This window comes from Streptomyces sp. Je 1-79 (genome assembly GCF_025195125.1).
Lineage (GTDB): Bacteria > Actinomycetota > Actinomycetes > Streptomycetales > Streptomycetaceae > Streptomyces.
The window spans coordinates 108,340-122,669 of the sequence record NZ_JAMGSL010000001.1; the positions used below are offsets into that span (position 1 = coordinate 108,340).

At 73.5% G+C, this 14,330-nt stretch carries 13 protein-coding genes; 7 read left to right on the top strand and 6 right to left on the bottom strand.

Annotated elements, in window-relative coordinates; translation table 11 throughout:
- Positions 1–409: 409 nt before the first annotated feature.
- Positions 410–2,209: a S8 family serine peptidase gene (locus M5362_RS00480; protein ID WP_260225183.1), complete on the top strand. Its 1,800-nt coding sequence runs from the start codon at positions 410–412 to the stop codon at positions 2,207–2,209.
- Here the strand turns inward: M5362_RS00480 and M5362_RS00485 are convergent.
- Positions 2,206–2,427: a hypothetical protein gene (locus tag M5362_RS00485; protein ID WP_260225184.1), complete on the bottom strand. Its 222-nt coding sequence runs from the start codon at positions 2,425–2,427 to the stop codon at positions 2,206–2,208. The two genes, M5362_RS00480 and M5362_RS00485, sit on opposite strands and share 4 nt — an antisense overlap.
- 68 nt (positions 2,428–2,495) lie before the next feature.
- Entirely contained in the window at positions 2,496–3,041 is a 546-nt protein-coding gene (locus tag M5362_RS00490) for an EF-hand domain-containing protein (RefSeq protein ID WP_260225185.1), read from the bottom strand.
- A 169-nt stretch (positions 3,042–3,210) separates the two neighbouring features.
- Between M5362_RS00490 and M5362_RS33090 the strand changes: the two genes are divergently transcribed.
- Both M5362_RS33090 and M5362_RS00505 read left to right on the top strand, forming a co-directional pair.
- On the top strand, positions 3,211–4,407 hold the full coding sequence (locus tag M5362_RS33090; RefSeq protein ID WP_308354838.1) for a M28 family peptidase: 1,197 nt from the start codon (positions 3,211–3,213) through the stop codon (positions 4,405–4,407).
- Positions 4,408–4,493: 86 nt separating this feature from the next.
- Positions 4,494–4,790 (top strand): antibiotic biosynthesis monooxygenase, encoded by a 297-nt coding sequence (locus tag M5362_RS00505; RefSeq protein ID WP_260225186.1) that lies wholly within the window; start codon positions 4,494–4,496, stop codon positions 4,788–4,790.
- Positions 4,791–4,802: 12 nt separating this feature from the next.
- Here the strand turns inward: M5362_RS00505 and M5362_RS00510 are convergent, their stop codons facing one another.
- Complete coding sequence (locus M5362_RS00510; RefSeq protein WP_260225187.1) at positions 4,803–5,264, bottom strand: Rrf2 family transcriptional regulator; 462 nt, start codon at positions 5,262–5,264, stop codon at positions 4,803–4,805.
- A 225-nt stretch (positions 5,265–5,489) separates the two neighbouring features.
- On the opposite strand from M5362_RS00510, the gene M5362_RS00515 reads away from it, so the two are divergent.
- Positions 5,490–8,174, top strand: coding sequence for an FAD/NAD(P)-binding protein (locus M5362_RS00515; protein ID WP_260225671.1), 2,685 nt, complete (start codon positions 5,490–5,492; stop codon positions 8,172–8,174).
- A gap of 5 nt (positions 8,175–8,179) precedes the next feature.
- Here the strand turns inward: M5362_RS00515 and M5362_RS00520 are convergent, their stop codons facing one another.
- Positions 8,180–9,409 (bottom strand): Tm-1-like ATP-binding domain-containing protein, encoded by a 1,230-nt coding sequence (locus M5362_RS00520; RefSeq protein ID WP_260225188.1) that lies wholly within the window; start codon positions 9,407–9,409, stop codon positions 8,180–8,182.
- Between the two features lie 103 nt (positions 9,410–9,512).
- Between M5362_RS00520 and M5362_RS00525 the strand changes: the two genes are divergently transcribed.
- The 3 genes from M5362_RS00525 (at position 9,513) to M5362_RS00535 (ending at position 11,441) form a co-directional block, all read left to right on the top strand.
- Positions 9,513–10,091 carry a Type-2Aa cytolytic delta-endotoxin gene (locus M5362_RS00525; protein ID WP_260225189.1) on the top strand — a complete coding sequence of 193 codons (579 nt, stop codon included), beginning with the start codon at positions 9,513–9,515 and terminating at the stop codon, positions 10,089–10,091.
- Between the two features lie 76 nt (positions 10,092–10,167).
- The gene (locus M5362_RS00530; RefSeq protein WP_260225190.1) at positions 10,168–10,788 is read left to right on the top strand and encodes an L-threonylcarbamoyladenylate synthase; all 621 of its coding nucleotides are present in this window, start codon (positions 10,168–10,170) and stop codon (positions 10,786–10,788) included.
- A gap of 29 nt (positions 10,789–10,817) precedes the next feature.
- Entirely contained in the window at positions 10,818–11,441 is a 624-nt protein-coding gene (locus M5362_RS00535) for a DUF4232 domain-containing protein (protein WP_260225191.1), read from the top strand.
- 96 nt (positions 11,442–11,537) lie between these two features.
- Here M5362_RS00535 and M5362_RS00540 read toward each other — a convergent pair whose 3' ends face one another.
- Positions 11,538–13,193 (bottom strand): FAD-dependent oxidoreductase, encoded by a 1,656-nt coding sequence (locus M5362_RS00540; RefSeq protein ID WP_260225192.1) that lies wholly within the window; start codon positions 13,191–13,193, stop codon positions 11,538–11,540.
- 38 nt (positions 13,194–13,231) lie between these two features.
- Positions 13,232–14,146, bottom strand: coding sequence for a diiron oxygenase (locus M5362_RS00545; protein ID WP_260225193.1), 915 nt, complete (start codon positions 14,144–14,146; stop codon positions 13,232–13,234).
- Positions 14,147–14,330 lie beyond the last annotated feature (184 nt).

The window sequence follows — 14,330 nt, forward strand, 5'->3', positions numbered from 1 at the left end:
CGTCGTCGCCCCTGCCGTCGTCGCCCTCGCCGTCGTCGCCCTCGCCGTCGTCGCCTTTCGCGACCGGCAGCACGAGAATCCGCCCGTTCGCCGCGTCGGCGTACTCCGTCGCGACGGTGAGACGCGCGTACCGGAGATCGCCGCAGTCCGTCCACGCCGGCTTCTGCTGCGTGGCGCCTGACGAACCGGCGCATCGAGGCGGAAACCCTCCCCGACCGGCACCTCGCCAGATCAACACTCTGTAACGCCAACAAGCTTGTCCGGCTGAAGACTTCCTTCCGCATGCCGTCCTCTGGGATCTTGCGTCCCACCCCCTACAACACAGGGCCCGGCAGGCGCCACCAGCGTCACCGGGCCATCGGAGGACGCATTGTTTTCCCACATATCCAGCCGGCTGAGACTCTCCGCCGTGGCCGTCGCCGCTCTCGGCCCGGCCGTCGCGCTCACCGTGCCCGTCGGAGCAGCTCAGGCCGCGCCGACGACCATCCCGGAGCCCTCGGCCGTCTCCGCGGTGCCCGGCGGTTCCGCGGCGGCGGCGGTGGCCGCCTCCGCCCGCAACGTCCGCGGCGCCACCTCGTCGGCCTGGGCGGCCGGCACCCGTGCCTACCTGGTGATCACGGCGCCCGGGGACTCCTCGGCCGTCCGCTCGGCCGTCACCGCCAACGGCGGTACGGTCTTCTCGTACTTCGACGCCATCGGCGTGATCGTGGCGCACTCCGCCTCCGGCACCTTCGCCTCGACCATGCGCGGGGTCGGCGGTGTCCAGCAGGTCGGCGCGACCCGGACCTCCGACGTCCCGGCGGACGCCTACAACCCGGCGCTGCCGACCAACCCGTCGCAGTCCGCGGCCCCGTCCACCGAGCCGCTCCGCTCGGACATGACCCAGATCAAGGCCGACCAGGCCTGGGCCGTCACCACCGGCTCGCCCACGGTCAAGGTCGGCATCCTGGACACCGGCGTCGACGACCAGCACCAGGACCTGGCGCCGAACTTCAACGCCGCCGACTCGGTCTCCTGCGCGTACGGCAAGCCGGACACCCGGGCCGGGGCCTGGCGGGACGTCGACACCCACGGCACGCACGTGGCCGGCACGGTCGCCGCCGCCAAGAACGGCAAGGGCGCCATCGGCGTCGCGCCGGGCGTGAAGATCTCCTCGGTCCGCATCGCCGAGCCCGGCAGCACGCTGTTCTTCGCGGAGAACACCATCTGCGGGCTCGTCTGGTCCGGTGACCACGGCTTCAAGGTCACCAACAACAGCTACTACACGGACCCGTGGCAGTTCAACTGCCCGAACAACGTGGACCAGGCGGCCATCCTGGAGGGTGTGGGCCGGGCCCAGAAGTACGCGGAGGGCAAGGGCTCGCTCCAGGTCGCGGCGGCCGGCAACGCCAACTACGACCTGGCGAACAAGACCACCGACACCTCCTCGCCCAACGACTCCACCCCGGTCAGCCGGACCATCACCAACGACTGCCTGGACATCCCGGCCGAGCTGCCGGGCGTGGTCACGGTCGCGGCGAACGGCACCAACGGCTCGTCGAAGGCGTCCTTCTCCAACTTCGGACGGAACGTCATCGAGGTGTCCGCGCCCGGTGAGTCGGTGTACAGCACCGTCCCCGGCGGCAAGTACTCCTCGCTCAGCGGTACGTCCATGGCCTCCCCGCACGTGGCGGGCGTGGCCGCGCTCCTCGCGAGCGCGAACCCGGGCCACACCCCGGCGGACATCCGCGCGAAGCTGGGCCTGCAGGCCACCGACCTGGCCTGCCCCTCGGACAGCCGGTGCACCGGCACCACGGCCAACAACAGCTTCTTCGGCGAGGGCCGGGTCGACGCGCTGAAGGCGGTCGGCGGCTCCACCCCGCCTCCCGGCGCGTACTTCGAGAGCCTCGCCGACGTCACGATCTCCGACAACGCCACCGTCGAGAGCCCGATCACGGTGGGCGGGGTAACGGGCAACGCCCCGGCCACCCTCAAGGTCGGCGTGGACATCAAGCACACGTACATCGGTGACCTGAAGGTCGACCTGGTCGCTCCCGACGGCACCGTCTACACCGTGCACAACCGGACCGGCAGCGGCACGGACAACATCGTCCAGACCTTCACCGTCAACGCCTCCTCGGAGGTCGCCAACGGCGTCTGGAAACTCCGTGTCAACGACAACGCCAACCAGGACACCGGCAAGATCGACGCCTGGAACCTGACCTTCTAGGCCCTTCCCGGGCGCCCTTCGCCGGACCGGCGGGGGCGCCCGGACTCCTGGCCCGAGTAGAGGTGGTCGACCTCGGGCCGCAGGTCGAGTATGTCGAGGAACTCCGCCAGCTCGGCCGGGTCGGTCGTCCGGCTCGCGACGGCGCGCCGAGCGGCACGACGCCGGTCTCCGGGACCATCGGGCCCCGGCGAACCGTCGTTCGCCTCTGTGACGTCCATGACGCCGATCCGACCACACCCCGGCCCGCCGCGCACGGTCAGCACCCGTCGGGCGATTCGCCGGACCGTCAGAACACGCCGAGGAAGACGCCTCCCGGATTGTTCAGATCGTCGTTGTGGAGGTGGAACGCGCGCAGCGACCGCGCGATCTCCCGCTGCGAGATGTACGCGTCACGGTCCAGGTCCAGCCGTTCGAAGACCACCGGGTCCTGCTCGTCGGTGACGCCCCAGACGGCGAGATAGGCGGCGAACTCGTCCCCGCTGACCCGCTTGTCGCCCTTCGTGTCCATGATGCGGAAGATGGCCTGCGCGAGGTTGTCGAGGAGTTCGGGCCGGTCGGTGTCGTAGCCCACCGCGCGGTGCGCCGCGACGAACCCGTCCTGGTCCAGCCGTTCCCGCCCCGGCACCGACTGGGTGAGCAGCCCCAGCCACTGTGCCCAGTAGGCCCGTTCCAGCGCCTGGATGCGGGGCTCGTCCGTCGTCAGCCCGTACGCGGAGGCGTACGCCTCGACGATCCGCCGGTGGTCGGACCAGGTGACGAATCCGTCGTCGTCGGTGTCCAGGACCGCGAAGAGGCGCCTGAGCCTTCGAGTGACGGGATCGAGCGTCGCCATGCGGGGTCCTTTCGAGGGAGGGGATCGTATGGAGAGGGACGGCAGAAACCCCAGTGTGGTTGCCCGGCTCCGCCCACGCGCGCCGCGACGCCGCCGCGCCGCGGGCGAGAACCGGCGGGCGGACACCGCCGACGGGCGGAGCCGGCCGGCGTACGCCACGATCGAGGCCATGGAACCCGGTTCCTACGGCCCCGGTCCCGACGCGCCCGGTCCCGACGCGCACGGTGCCGGCGTGCCCGCGCCTGACGTGTCCGCGCTCGTCCGGGAGCTGACCCGGCGGGCCGATCCGGCGCGGTTGCGGCAGGACGTGGAGTTCCTCGCCGACCGCCCGCGCGGCCGGATCCACGCGCCCGACGCCATGGTCAGGGCCGAGGCCCACGTGGCGCGCCGGCTGACCGAGGCGGGCTGGCGGACCGAGCGGCAGCCGTTCGACGTACGGTGGCGGCCGGGCTGCACCGACGCCCCCGGCGGTGCCCGGCTGTCGCCCCTCCGCTTCCGCCTCCACCGACGGCTCACCGGAGCGAACCTCCTCGCCGAGCTGCCCGAGCCGCCCGAGCCGCCCGAGCGGGTCGAACCGCCCGAGCCGATCGAACCGCCCGCGCGCCCCGGCCCGGCGGAACCGGGCGAGCGGGCCACCGTGCTCGTCGGCGCGCACCTGGACACCGTCGTCGGGAGCCCGGGCGCCGACGACAACGCCTCCGGCGTCGCCGCACTCCTCGAAGTCGCCCGGCTGCTCGGCGGACTGCCACGGCCGCCCGCCGTCCGGCTCGTCTGCTTCGACATGGAGGAGCTCGGATGCGTAGGCGCCCGGGTCGCCGCCCGCGCGTCCGGCGGCGATGGCCGGCGTGTCGCGGGGATGCTCTGCCTGGAGTCCGTCGGCTGCTTCGCCACCGCGCCCGGAACCCAGGCCATGCCGCCGGGGTTCGGCGCGGTCTTCCCGGGCGCGGCCGGGGCCGTACGCGCCTCAGGGCACCGGGGCGACTTCGTCCTCGTCGTCCACCGGCGGTCCTCGGACGGTGCGGCCGGCCTGTGGCGCAGGGCGGCGGAGGTCGTGGACCCGCCGCTGCCCGCCGTCACCCTCCGCGACCCCCGCCCCGACGGCCCGCTGGGCGCCCTCGCCGGTCTGGCCCTGCCCCCGGTGAACCACCTCGGCCGCAGCGACCACGCGGCCTACTGGAACGCGGGCGTCCCGGCCGTCCTGCTCACCACCACCGCGAACTTCCGGAACCCCCGCTACCACCGGCCCACCGACACCCCCGACACCCTCGACTACGAGCGCCTGACGGCCGTCGCCGTGGCCACCGCGGCGACCGCCGCGCTGTGGCGCCCGCCCGCGACGACCCGTCCCCGCCGTCACCGGCGGTAGCCGCCTCAGAGGCGGAAACGGTCCTCCGGACCTACCGTGGTCGAAGAGCGCGATCTCGACCGATCCCCGTTCCCGAGGAGGCTGCCATGGAGCAGCGCTTTGTCTGGGTGACCACGCGCCGTATCAAGCCCGGCGCCCTGCACGAGTTCGAGCGGGCCTGGCGCCCCGGATTCTCTCCCGACGGTCTGCACCGGGCGTACGCCTACTGGACGCTCGACGGCGAGGAGATCACCGGTGTCTCGCTCTGGGACTCGCAGGAGGCGTGCGACGCCTGGCGGTCCTCGGACGCGGAGCGACAGCGCCGCGAGACCATGGCTCCGTACGTCGTCGAGGAGACCGAGGGCTTCTACCTGGGCGGCGAACTCGGGCTCCCCGGACGGTGACCGCGCGCGGCGCTACGGATACGTCCGTACGTCGTCGGTGTACTCGCGCGCCCGTTCCCGGACCAGCTCCGGCAGTGTCCCCGACGCCAGGTCCGCGAGGGTCGTCCCCTCCAGGACCTGACGGAGACTCGCGCGCACCGCGCGCCACACGTCCGGCATGGGCGCCGCGGCACCCTGGTACTCGAGACCCGTCAGCTTCAGGTCGCGCACGCTCACCAGCGGCCCGTCCATCGCCCGGATCACATCGGCGAGCGTGATCTCGGCGGACGGTCTGGCGAGGGTGTACCCCCCGTCCGGACCGCGCACGCTCCGCACCAGCCGGGCCTGCCGCAACTCGCTGAGGACGACGAAGAGGAAGCGGACCGGGATGTCCTGCCGGCCGGCGATGTCCTCCGCCTTGAGCGGCCGGTCGGGGGAACAGGCCAGCTCCGCCATGGCCCTGACCGCGTAGTCCGTTCGCGCTGAGATCCTCACCGCCTCAATGTCTCACGCTTGGCGCGAAACCGATCCGGCTCAATGTCTCACGCCTGGCGCGAAACCGATCCGGCCCACCGGACGAGGACGCGGCGGCCTTGTCATTGCACATTGTTCATCGACATAGTGAACAACGTCGTGCAGTGCCGCCCCGGCCGGAGGTCCCTCGTGCCCAAGCCCGTGCCCGTCCCCCCGTCGTCGGTGACCACCCCCGCACGGCCCACCGTGGCCGTCGTCGGCGCGGGCGCCGCCGGGGCGCTCGTCGCCGTCCAGCTCTGCGAGACGGCCGCCCGCCGGCGCACCCCGCTCGACCTCGTCCTCATCGACCCGGCCGCCGAGGCCGGACGCGGGACGGCGTACGCCACCGAGGTCCCCGAGCACCGGCTCAACGTGCCGGTCGGCGGGATGAGCTGCTACCCGGACGACCCCGGCCACTTCCGGCGCTGGCTCTGCCGCCACGGCGAATCGACGGTCACCGCGGGGGACTTCGCCTCCCGCCACCGCTTCGGCTCCTACCTCGCCGACACCCTCGGGCGCGCCATCATCACCGCCCACGGCACCGTCGCCGTACGCCGCCTGCGGACGCGGGCGACCCGGTGCACGGACACCCCCGACGGCCGGTTGGAGCTGCGGCTCGCCGACGGGGGGACGGTGACGGCCGACAGCGTCGTCCTGGCCACCGGGCCCGCCGCGGGCACCGCCCGCTGGGCCCCGGCCGCACTGCGCGGCTCCGACCGCTTCATCGGCAGCCCGTGGGCACCCGGCGCGCTCGACCCTGTGGGGCCGAGCGACGACGTGCTGCTCGTCGGCGCCGGCCTGACGGCCGTCGACCTCGCGCTGGTCCTCGACCGGCCCGGCCGCACCGTGCACGCCCTCTCCCGCAGCGGACTGCTGCCCCGCCCGCACGCCGTCGCGCCGCTGCCTCCCGTACCCGCTCCGCCGGACCTCACGGCCCTGCCGCTGCGACGCCTGCGCACCGCGCTCCGACGGCACTTCGCCGCATCGCTGCGCGACCACGGCGACTGGCGCCCCGCCCTCGACGGGCTGCGGCCCGCGATCGCGGCGCTCTGGCAGGGGCTCACCGACGAGGAGCGGGCCGAGTTCCTCGAACGCGACGCGACCCGGTGGAACGTCCACCGCCACCGGATGGCCCCGGCCACCGCCGAGACGATCGCCCGGGCCCGCGCCGCCCGGCGCCTGCGCGTCCACGCGGGCCGGATCACCGCCGCCCGGCCGCTCGACGACGGCCGGATCGCCGTCGGGCTGGCCGACGGACGGGAACTGACGGTCGCGTGGGTCGTGGACTGCACCGGTCCCGGGCTGCGGACCGACGCCTCCGACGACCCGCTCTGGGGCGGACTGCTCGCCGACGGGCTCGCCGCCCCCGGACCGCTCGGCATCGGCGTCGCCACCGACGCCGGCCGGCTGCGCGACGCCCGAGGCGGCACCGGCAGGCCGCTGTTCACCCTCGGCGCGCCCCGGCGCGGCGAGCTGTGGGAGACGACCGCGATCCCCGAGATCCGGGCACAGGCCAGGGAGGTCGCCGAATCCGTGCTCGCCCCGCTCAGCCGCGCCCCGCAGGCCACCCGCCGCCGCCCCACCGACCAGTTCGGGCTGCCGCTGTCGACCCACGCCGCCGCGGCCGCGGCCTTCCGCAGCGGCCTCGGCCGGGTCGTCACCGTGCGGGCGAAGGCCGCCGAGGCGTTCACCCGGGCCACCGCGCTCGACCCCGGCTTCGCCCTCGGCCACGCCGCACTGGCGCTGCTCGGCCACGAGTGCGGTGCCGACCTCGACGTGAACCGGGAACTCGCCGACGCCCAGCGCAGCGTGGCCGAGCGCGGCGACGACCGGGAGCGCTCCTTCGTCGACGTCGTCACCCGACGGATCCGGGCCCACGAGGCCGACGGGGCGGACGGCGCCGGGGGAGAGGACGGCGACCGGGCGCTCGTCGCCCACCTCGACCGCTACCCCGGCGACGCTTTCGCGCTGAGCATCGCCGTGCCCACCATCGCCTTCTCCGGAGTCGGCGACCTCGACGGCTCGCTCGCCGGGCGGATCGTGGAGCGCACCGCACCCGCCTACGACGGTCACTGGTTCCCCACCTCGCTGCTCGCCTTCGTCCGCCAGGAGCAGGGGCGGATCGACGAGGCGGGCGCCCTCGCCAAGGCGGCCCTCGCCGCCGAACCCGCATCAGGACACGCCGTCCACGCCCTGGCCCACGTCCACTACGAGTCGGGCGACCACCGCGCGGGACGCGACTGGCTCGACGGCTGGATCGGCGGACAGGGCCGGGGCGCCGTGCACCGGGCCCACTTCTCCTGGCACGTGGCGCTGCACGAACTCGCCCTGGACGACTCCGAGGCCGTACGCCGCCGCTGGTTCGCCCAGCTCGCGCCGCGCCAGGTGAACGGCGTACGGGCGCTCGTCGACTCCGGCTCGCTCCTGTGGCGGGCCCGGATGTCCCGGAACTGGACCGGCGCCGTACCCGTCGACGGAGTGCTCGACGCCGTCGCCCGCGACCTCCTCGAACGGCCCGCGACCGCGTTCACCGCCCTGCACAGCGCCGTCGCCCTCACCGCCGCCGGCGATCTGCCCGCGCTCCGGCGGCTGCGCAGTCACGCCGCCGGAGCCGACGCAGTCCAGCGCGAGGTCATCGCCCCGCTCTGCCGCGCCCTCGAAGCCGTCCTGGAGGAGCAGTGGACGCCCGCGGTGGAGGGACTGCGCGGACTGCTGCCCGCCCTCCGCCGCGTCGGCGGCAGCGCCGCGCAGCGCGAGGTCGTCGAGGAGACCCTGCTCTACGCGCTCCTGGAGGCGGGCCAGAGCGACGCGGCCCGCCACGTGCTGGAGGAACGCCTCGACCGCCGCGCCTCCCCGCTCGACCGGCGACGCCTGGCCGACCTGCCCGGGTGAGCCCCTCAGGCCCCCTCGATCAGCCGGTGCAGCAGCTCCGCGGCGGCGCGGCCGAACGACGGGTCGTTGAGGTGGGTGTCGACCTCCACCACATCGACCGCGCTGCCGCGCAGCCCGTCCCGTACGGCCGAGAACAGCGCCTCGTCCACCTGCGGGTCGTGGTACGGCCCGCCCGGCGCCCCCAGCGTGGACAGCCCGCGCAGCGGCAGACAGAGGGTCGTGGGGCCGGTGGCGGACCGCAGCTTCGCCGCGACGCGCGCGCCGAGCTCCGCGCACTCCTCGGCCGTCGTCCGGACGACCGAGATCGACGGGTTGTGCACCCGCACGTCGCGGTCGAGCACGCGCTCGGGGACGGTGTCGAGGGGGCCGAACTTCACCAGGTCCAGCGCTCCCGGGCTCACCACCTGCGGCAGCCCCGCCCGCCCGGCGGCGAGCAGCCGGTCGGGCCCCGCCGTCAGGATGCCCCCGCAGAGGTCGTCCGCGAGTTCGCAGAGCGTCAGGTCCAGGACACCCGCGAAGAGCCGCTGCTCCGCCAGCGACTCCAGCGTGCGGCCGCCCGCCCCGCTGGCGTGGAAGACCAGTACCTCGTAGCCGAGTTCGGTCAGCCTCGCGCGCGCCGCGTCGACGCCGGGGGTCGTCACCCCGGCCATGCTCGCGGCGATCAGCGGCCGGTCGCCGTCCGGGGCGGGCGCCGGCGCCGCGGCGGCGAAACCCCGCGCCATGCCCGTCACGGCATCGACGGCGTTCGCCAGTATCGGAGCCGACACCCGGTTGACCCCGGCGATGTCGACCACGCTGTACATCAGCGTGATGTCCGACGAGCCGACATAGGACGCGACATCGCCCGAGGCCATCGAGGAGACCATCACCTTCGGCACCCCCAGCGGCAGCGCGCGCATCGCACGGGTCGCTATCGACGTACCCCCGCTGCCGCCGAGGGCGAGCACCCCGTGCAGCCTCCCCTCCGCGTGCAGCCGCCGGACGACCTCCGCCGCCCCGCGAGCCATCGCGGTCACCGCCGCGCCCCGGTCCCCCTCGCTCCGTAACCGTTCGAGCCGTGTCCCGGCCGCCCGCGCCACCTCGGCGCGCGGGACGTCGGCGGATATCCGCGGGGACCCGATCACCCCCGTGTCCACCACGATGACCTCGACCCCGCGGCGCACCAGCCGCTCGCGCAGCCATCCGTACTCGAGACCCTTGGTGTCCAGCGTGCCCACCAGCACTACGATCGCCATCCCCGTACTGTCCGGCGAAGTCGACAAGACGACAAGAGTGTGGCGGCCCGACGCCAGACGGCATACTGACCCCCCTTGATCACCACGACGCATCAGGAGAGTCATGACCGCCAGTTTCAAGACCGTCATCGAGGTGGGTCCGGACCACCTCGACCAGGCCAGGGCCATCGACCGGCTGTTCCAGGAGGCGATCGCGCCGGCCACCGTCAACTTCGACTTCGAGAACATCCACCAGGCAGCCGCCGCCGTCCCGGACAGCGCCGTCGTCAAGATGGTCCGCGGCTGGGGACTCCAGGAGCACGCCCCCGTCATGGTGATGGTGCTCTCCCTCAAGGAGGCCGTCCGCCAGGCGCTGCCCGGTGAGTTCGCCGAGGCCTCGTTCTGGGACACGGTCGAGAAGGAGCTCGCCGACGCCTTCACCGGCCTCGCCGCGCAGGAGGGCGGGCCGGGCCTCGCGTACTACGACGAGGGCCCGGACCGCACCAGTTACTACCGGGACCTGTTCTTCGCCCTCCAGGACGAGGAGACCGGGGACCACATGTACGCGATCGCCTTCTGCATCGACGTGACCGTCGGACTGGAGAAGGAGAAGGCCGCCGCCCTGGAGATCATGGACGTCGCGCCGTACACGATCCGGCTCAACGCGATCGTCCTGCGCCAGGAGTTGCGCCTCGCGGCCTGACGCCCGCCCCGAGGTGCGGTGACCCGCACCGGCCCGCCGTCCCGGGCCGGACCCGCAGGGAACCTAGACTGCCCGCATGGCGAAGTACTTCGACGTGCACCCCGAGAACCCCCAGCGACGCACCATCAGCACCATGGCGGACAGCATCCGCTCCGGCGCGCTCATCGCGTACCCGACGGATTCCTGCTACGCGCTGGGATGCCGGATCGGCAGCCGCGACGGCATCGGCCGGATCCGCTCCATCCGCGAACTCGACGACCGCCACCACTTCACGCTGGTGTGCCAGAACTTCGCGCAGCTCGGCCAGTTCGTGCACGTCGACAACGACGTGTTCCGCGCCGTGAAGGCGGCGACGCCCGGCAGTTACACCTTCATCCTGCCGGCGACGAAGGAAGTCCCGCGCCAGCTGCTGCACCCCAAGAAGAAGACCGTCGGCGTCCGGATCCCGGACCACGTCGTCACCCAGGCGCTCCTGGAGGAGCTCGGCGAACCGCTGCTCTCCAGCACGCTGCTCCTGCCCGGCGAGGACGAACCGATGACCCAGGGCTGGGAGATCAAGGAGCGGCTCGACCACGCGGTGGACGCCGTCCTCGACTCCGGCGACTGCGGTACGGAACCGACGACCGTCATCGACTTCTCGAGCGGCGAGCCGGAGATCGTACGCCGGGGGGCGGGCGACACCACGCGGTTCGAGTAGCCGGGCGCCGCGCGTGTGATGATCGCTCCATGACCGTCATATCTCCGCGGCACGGCCTGATCCTCGCGGCGGCCGCCGTCCTGGCCGCCGGGTGCGGTCTCGGGGCCGAACTCGACCGCGAGATCGACCCCGGACGGACCGGCGCGCAGGCCTCGGCCGAACCGCCCGGCGGCCCGGGCGCGACTCCTGAGGCCGAACCGCCCTCCGCCGGAACCTCGCGGGGCTGCCCGGCCACGGGTGTCCGGGTGACCACCGGAATGGTCAACGCGGCCATGGGGCTGCGCGCCATGCCGGTGACCCTCACCAACTGCGGTGCCGGCGAGCAGCGCGTCAACGGCTATCCCGACGTACGGGTACGGGACGTCGACCGCGAGCCCATGGACGTCACCGTGCTCAAGGGGCCCGGACCCATCACCCAGCTCGACGATCCGGGTGCGCACCCCGTGACGCTGAAGCCCGGGGAGTCCGCGCGCAGCGTTTTCGTCTGGCGGTACTCGGCCGTCGACGCGGCGACCCGGCGGGGGAGCGGGGTGTACGTCGAGATCGGCCCGGCCGCCGGGGCGCAGCGCCAGACGGTGGAGCCGGAAGGCGGCCTGGACATCGGCGAGACGGGCCTGCTCGGTACGACGGCCTGGCAGAAGGTCACCGGCTGACCGGCCGCCCGCCGGGCCCGTACGGGCAGTCGCGCCCGCCGGGCCCGGCTCGGTGCGGCCGGTAGTGAGCTCGGTACGGCCGGTCGTGACCTGTGCTCAGTTCGGGCGGCGCAGGCGGCCGCCCTTCGCCGCGGCGACCAGCTCGGCCACCGTGCCGAGCTTGACCCGTGGGCGTCCTGAGGCCCGCCCGCGTGCCCGCTCGGCCTTGTCGATCGCGGCCAGGCCCCGGGCGTCGACCACCTCGGCGGCGCGCCTGCGGGCGAGCCGCCGGAACGCCTGAGCGGTACGGGACGGAACCGGCAAAGCGCCCGCCACGGCGTCGGCCAGGAGCGTGCCGACCGTCTCGGCGGCGCAGGTCCTGTTGGCGCCGATTCCGCCGGAGGGGCCACGCTTGATCCAGCCGACGACGTACGTCCCGGGCATCCCGGTCACCCGGCCGCGCTCGTGCGGCACCGTGCCGGTCGCCTCGTCGAACGGCAGGCCCGGCACCGGCATCCCGCGGTAGCCGACCGCCCGCAGCACCAGCGTGGCAGGGATCTCCCGCTCGCCCGGGCCCTCCGTCACCCGCGCGCCCCGTACGGCGTCCTCGCCCGTCAGGGCCGACGGCGCGGAGTGGAAGCGGAGCACGATGCGCCGTGCACCCGCCGCCGGCGGACGCGACCAGTCGACGGCCTCCCGCGCCACGTCCCGCAGCAGCGCGGCCTTCTCGCCCGGCTCCGCGCCGTCGATCGCGGCGCCGGTCCGCGGATCGTGGTCGTCGACGACCAGCCGCACGCCGGGCAGGTGGGTGAGGGCGACGAGTTCGGAGGCCGTGTACGCGGCGTTCTCGGGGCCCCGGCGCCCGAGCAGGACGACCTCGCGGACCCGCGACGCGCGCAGGGCCGCGAGCGCGTGGTCGGCGATGTCGGTGCCGGCCAGCGCCTCGGGGTCCGATACGAGGATCCGGGCGACGTCGAGCGCGACGTTGCCGTTGCCGACCACGACGACCCGCTCGGCGCCGGTCAGGTCGATCGCGTCCGGCGCGCACTCCGGGTGGGCGTTGTACCAGGCCACGAACGCGGTCGCCGAGACGCTTCCGGGCAGCTCCTCGCCCGGGACGCCGATCCGTCGGTCGGCGGAGGCGCCGACGGCGTACACGACCGCGTCGTGGTGCGCGGCGAGTTCCTCCGCCGTGACGTCCTTGCCGACCTCGACGCCCAGCCGCATCCGTACCCGGGGATGGGCGTGGAAGCGGGCGAAGGTGTCCCCCACCTTCTTGGTCGCCGGATGGTCCGGCGCCACGCCGTACCGGACGAGACCGCCCGCCACGGGCAGCCGGTCGACCAGGGTGACCTCGGCGTTGGTGTGGAGCAGGAGGTCCTCGGCCGCGTACATCCCGGCGGGGCCGGTGCCGACGACCGCGACGCGGATGGGCGCGAAGTCGGCGGGCAGGCTGCGTTCGAAGGCCGGCGCGCCCCAGGCGTGGAAGTTGGGTCCCGGGGGCTCGGCGGGGGCCTCCTTGCCGGCGAAGTACGCGGCGTTGACGGCCGCGTACCCGGCCTGCGCGGGGGAGAGGCTGTCCACCGGGAAGATGGCGTCGACCGGGCAGGCGTCGGCGCAGGCGCCGCAGTCGATGCACGTCGCCGGGTCGATGTGGAGCATCTCCGTGCTGCCGAACTCCCTTTCCTGCGGCGTCGGGTGGATGCAGTTGACGGGGCAGACGGCGACGCAGGTGGCGTCGTTGCAGCACGTCTGGGTGATGGCGTAGGTCATGTCGTCGGCTCAGCTCGGGTCGGCTCGGTCGGCTTCGGTCAGATCAGGTGGGCGCGCTTGTAGAACGCGAGGGCCGGCCTGGTCAGCAGCCCGGCGGAGGCCAGGAACTCCATGAGGCCCGCGCAGCTGGACCGCATCAGGGACTTGTGGTGCTCGTTCGCCTTCGCCTCGGCGACGGCGCGCTCGACGTCGAGTCCGGCGCTCTCGTAGACCTTCCGGCCCACCATGCTGGTGACGATGACGTACGAGGCGATCGCGATCACCAGCGCGTGGAACTGACGGCGCGCCCGGCTCGCCCCGCGCAGCCGCCTGCGCGTCTCCTCGCGGGCGAACTTCATGTGCCGCGACTCCTCCACGACATGGATGTTGTTGATCGTGCGGACGAACGGCACGACCCGTTCGTCGCGCATCCAGTCGCGCTGCATCACGTCGAGGACCTCTTCGGCGACCAGGATCGCCGCGTACGCCGCCTCGCCGAAGGCGATCGTCTTGAACGCCCTGCCGAGTTCGACCGCGATCCGGCGCGGACGGTAGGCAGGCGCGCCGAGCTTCTCCGCGCCGCGGGCGAACATGATCGAGTGCCGGCACTCGTCGGCGACCTCGGTGAGCGCCCACTGGAAGCGGGGGTCGGTCGGGTCCTTGGCGTACATGTCGCGCAGCACCATCTGCTGGAGGATCATCTCGAACCAGATGCCCGTGCTGGCCACCGAAGCCGCCTCCTGGCGGGTCAGCTCCCTGCGCTGAGCCTCGGTCAACTCGTTCCAGTACGCGGTGCCGTAGAGGGTGCTCCACTCGGGGCTCGCGCCGTGGAAGTCCTTGTCCAGCGGGGTCTCCCAGTCCACTTCCGTGGCCGGGTCGTACGAGAGTTTCGCGGCCGATTCGAGCAGCCGCCGGGCGACCTCCTGCTCGGCGTGGCGGCGCTCGCTCTCCGGGGGGACGGTGCTGCTTGCCATGTGCGGCTCCTAGGGTCGAGACGTCGCACGCTTATTAGATGCGACATCTAGCAAGCTGTTAGACGGAACGTATAACAAGAGGGCCGTGCGGGCCTACCCCCGTGCGGAAATCCCCGCCGGCTCTCCACACACCTCCGGTCCGGTTCCGGCCCATGAGGCAACCCACGGCGGTCGGTTGCCGTCC

Coding starts and splice junctions, on each gene's coding strand:
- M5362_RS00485 (WP_260225184.1), bottom strand. CDS start 2,427: ATGGACGTCACAGAGGCGAACGACGGTTCGCCGGGGCCCGATGGTCCC.
- M5362_RS00490 (WP_260225185.1), bottom strand. CDS start 3,041: ATGGCGACGCTCGATCCCGTCACTCGAAGGCTCAGGCGCCTCTTCGCG.
- M5362_RS33090 (WP_308354838.1), top strand. CDS start 3,211: ATGGAACCCGGTTCCTACGGCCCCGGTCCCGACGCGCCCGGTCCCGAC.
- M5362_RS00505 (WP_260225186.1), top strand. CDS start 4,494: ATGGAGCAGCGCTTTGTCTGGGTGACCACGCGCCGTATCAAGCCCGGC.
- M5362_RS00520 (WP_260225188.1), bottom strand. CDS start 9,409: ATGGCGATCGTAGTGCTGGTGGGCACGCTGGACACCAAGGGTCTCGAG.
- M5362_RS00525 (WP_260225189.1), top strand. CDS start 9,513: ATGACCGCCAGTTTCAAGACCGTCATCGAGGTGGGTCCGGACCACCTC.
- M5362_RS00530 (WP_260225190.1), top strand. CDS start 10,168: ATGGCGAAGTACTTCGACGTGCACCCCGAGAACCCCCAGCGACGCACC.
- M5362_RS00535 (WP_260225191.1), top strand. CDS start 10,818: ATGACCGTCATATCTCCGCGGCACGGCCTGATCCTCGCGGCGGCCGCC.
- M5362_RS00540 (WP_260225192.1), bottom strand. CDS start 13,193: ATGACCTACGCCATCACCCAGACGTGCTGCAACGACGCCACCTGCGTC.
- M5362_RS00545 (WP_260225193.1), bottom strand. CDS start 14,146: ATGGCAAGCAGCACCGTCCCCCCGGAGAGCGAGCGCCGCCACGCCGAG.